Annotated in this window: 2 protein-coding genes; both read right to left on the reverse strand. The window is 61.2% G+C overall.

Annotation, left to right across the window (positions count from 1 at the left end):
* Positions 1–1,034 precede the first annotated feature (1,034 nt).
* Positions 1,035–1,697 (reverse strand): SMC-Scp complex subunit ScpB, encoded by a 663-nt coding sequence (locus tag EN884_RS33970; RefSeq protein WP_128361037.1) that lies wholly within the window; start codon positions 1,695–1,697, stop codon positions 1,035–1,037.
* A gap of 2 nt (positions 1,698–1,699) precedes the next feature.
* Positions 1,700–2,163 (reverse strand): DUF1403 family protein (locus EN884_RS33975; protein WP_128361038.1); only part of this gene is annotated, 464 nt, incomplete at its 5' end.

Genomic DNA, 2,163 nt, shown 5'->3' on the forward strand with positions numbered 1-2,163 from the left:
ACGCAGCGGTGTGAGACGGGCATTCTTGTGGATGTTCATTCGGACCCTCCGATGGATGCTGAAGCGTGGTAACTCCAGTCTCCTCGGTCCGGTCCGAATGGACAACCTCTCGAAAGCTCACACCTAGAACTCCTCTTGAAAGCGTATCTAGCTTCAAAGGGCGTGTCGAAACGCGGTCTCCGGCTCGGCTTCGGTCACAAGATCGAGGACATTTACGAAGCCGCAGTGGCCCTAGGAATGCCGCCGATTGGGAACGTGAAGATGATTGCCAACAACCTTGACCTGATGAATTCTCAGCAAGATTTTAGGTACCCGTCGGGGTACAAGCTGAATGTCCCGCCGCCGAGCTTCTGCCGAGAAACGTATAACGCTCTCCACACAGCGATCGAGCCGAGGATCCCCACCGAGGTACTGAAAGCCAACCTCAAATTTCATTGGGATTTTCGGGGGAAGACTGTCATTTGGAAGGACGAATAGCCCGAGGATGATCTTCCCCATCTACGTTGGCGTTCTTATGGCGCTGCTGTCAGCATCCGCCATTGGCGGTGGCGGCAAGGCGATCTTGTTGGGATGGCCGCCTCGCTGACAATGGCCGGGATGGGCACTCGCCGGCTGGCTAGGTTCTTAGCAGGCCATAGCCGGCTGTCTGGTGGAGATCGTCTTTCAGGGCTTTGATCGTCTGTGAAAGGTCGCGAACCTTGTCCATCAGCGTCTGAATGGTCGCCCCGATGGGCTGGATCTTAACGCCTCAATCGTCGCGAGAAGCTCAAGGTAGACGTGGTTCAATTGAACTTTCTCCCTTCGAGAGCTCTCAATGGTGATCGACATGTGCGACCAGGCTCGATCAATTGCCTGTTCGCTTATCCTTCATCGACAAGCGGACGCGTGCCGCCACCTCCCTTCCGTCACGCGAAGGACCCAGCCGGCGAGACCAGACGGCGTGCGTGGCGCAATCTTCTATGTGACGAGCGGCGAGATCGCGTGTGTCCCGCCGTGATGGGATCATCTATTCGTCGAGCGCGGCGCTGGCGCCATCATCGTCGATATCTGCAAACCCTGGGATGATCCAGCAGCTTCTCCTTCGACAGCAGCCCGGCGTCCTCGAGCGCCTCGAAATCCGGCAGCTGGCGCAGCGTGTCGAGCCCGAACTGCGACAGAAAAGTTTTGGTCGTCACATAGGTGTAGGGCGCGCCCGGCTGCGGGCTGCGCGGCCCCGAGGCGACCAGCTGCTCAGCGCGCAGCACGCCGATCAGGTCACGTGACACCTCCTTGCCGAAAAAGCTCGACAGCTCGCCACGGGTGATCGGCTGGAAATAGGCAATGCACATCAAGACAAGCGCCTCCGCCTGCGACAGTTCTTTTGCCCCCTCGCCCGCTGCCGTGCCGAAGGCGGCGCGGATGGCGTCGCCAAAAATTTTCTTGGTCCGGTGCTGCCAGCCGCCGGCGACTGCGACCAGTTCATAGGGCCGGCCGGCGAGCTCGGCGCGGATGTCGTCGATGACCAGCTCGATATTGCAATTCCTTCCCACCACCCGCGCGAGGACACTACGTGTCACCGGTTCGCTGGCCGCAAAGATCACCGCTTCGACGCGGCCCATCCATTCGCGCCAGCGCAGTTCTGGCGGCAAGTGATCCAATTCCGTGTCGAGCAACACAGGCTGTTCGGTCGGCTTGCGGCGGGCAGAGGCTTCGGTCATCCCTACAACCCAAAAAGCCGAAAGGTGGTACGGCCGGAGAGCTCGCGCACGGCATCCAATTGTTGCAGCCGCTCGAACAGCCGCCGCGATGCAAAGCGAGACAGGTTTTTCGTCGTCAGCGTGCCAGGGACGGCATCTTCATTCAGGAGCAAAAAAATCACGTCGCTGGCGCCTTTCGCGCGCAGTTTTGGCACCGCCGCCAGGAGTTTTTCGGCCCGACGCGACAGCTCGGCGGCCAGCCGGCAGGCGTCCGCCGCCGCCGCAACCAGCGCCAGGCAAACCGCCCGATCAAAATTCTCGTCCCCGGGTCGGATGCGCCTGCCGCCGGCCTCGGTGCGGAAGGACGGGCCAAAGGCTTGCGCCATCAGCAGCGGCAGCGGTCGCGGCCAGCGCAGGCCTTGCGCCAGCACCAGGTCGGCGGCAGGCGCATCCGACCCGGGGACGAGAATTTTGATCGGGCGGTTTG

It is taken from the genome of Mesorhizobium sp. M7A.F.Ca.AU.001.01.1.1, from assembly GCF_004022735.1.
Classification (GTDB): Bacteria; Pseudomonadota; Alphaproteobacteria; order Rhizobiales; family Rhizobiaceae; genus Mesorhizobium; species Mesorhizobium ciceri.

Coding starts and splice junctions, on each gene's coding strand:
- EN884_RS33970 (WP_128361037.1), bottom strand. CDS start 1,697: ATGACCGAAGCCTCTGCCCGCCGCAAGCCGACCGAACAGCCTGTGTTG.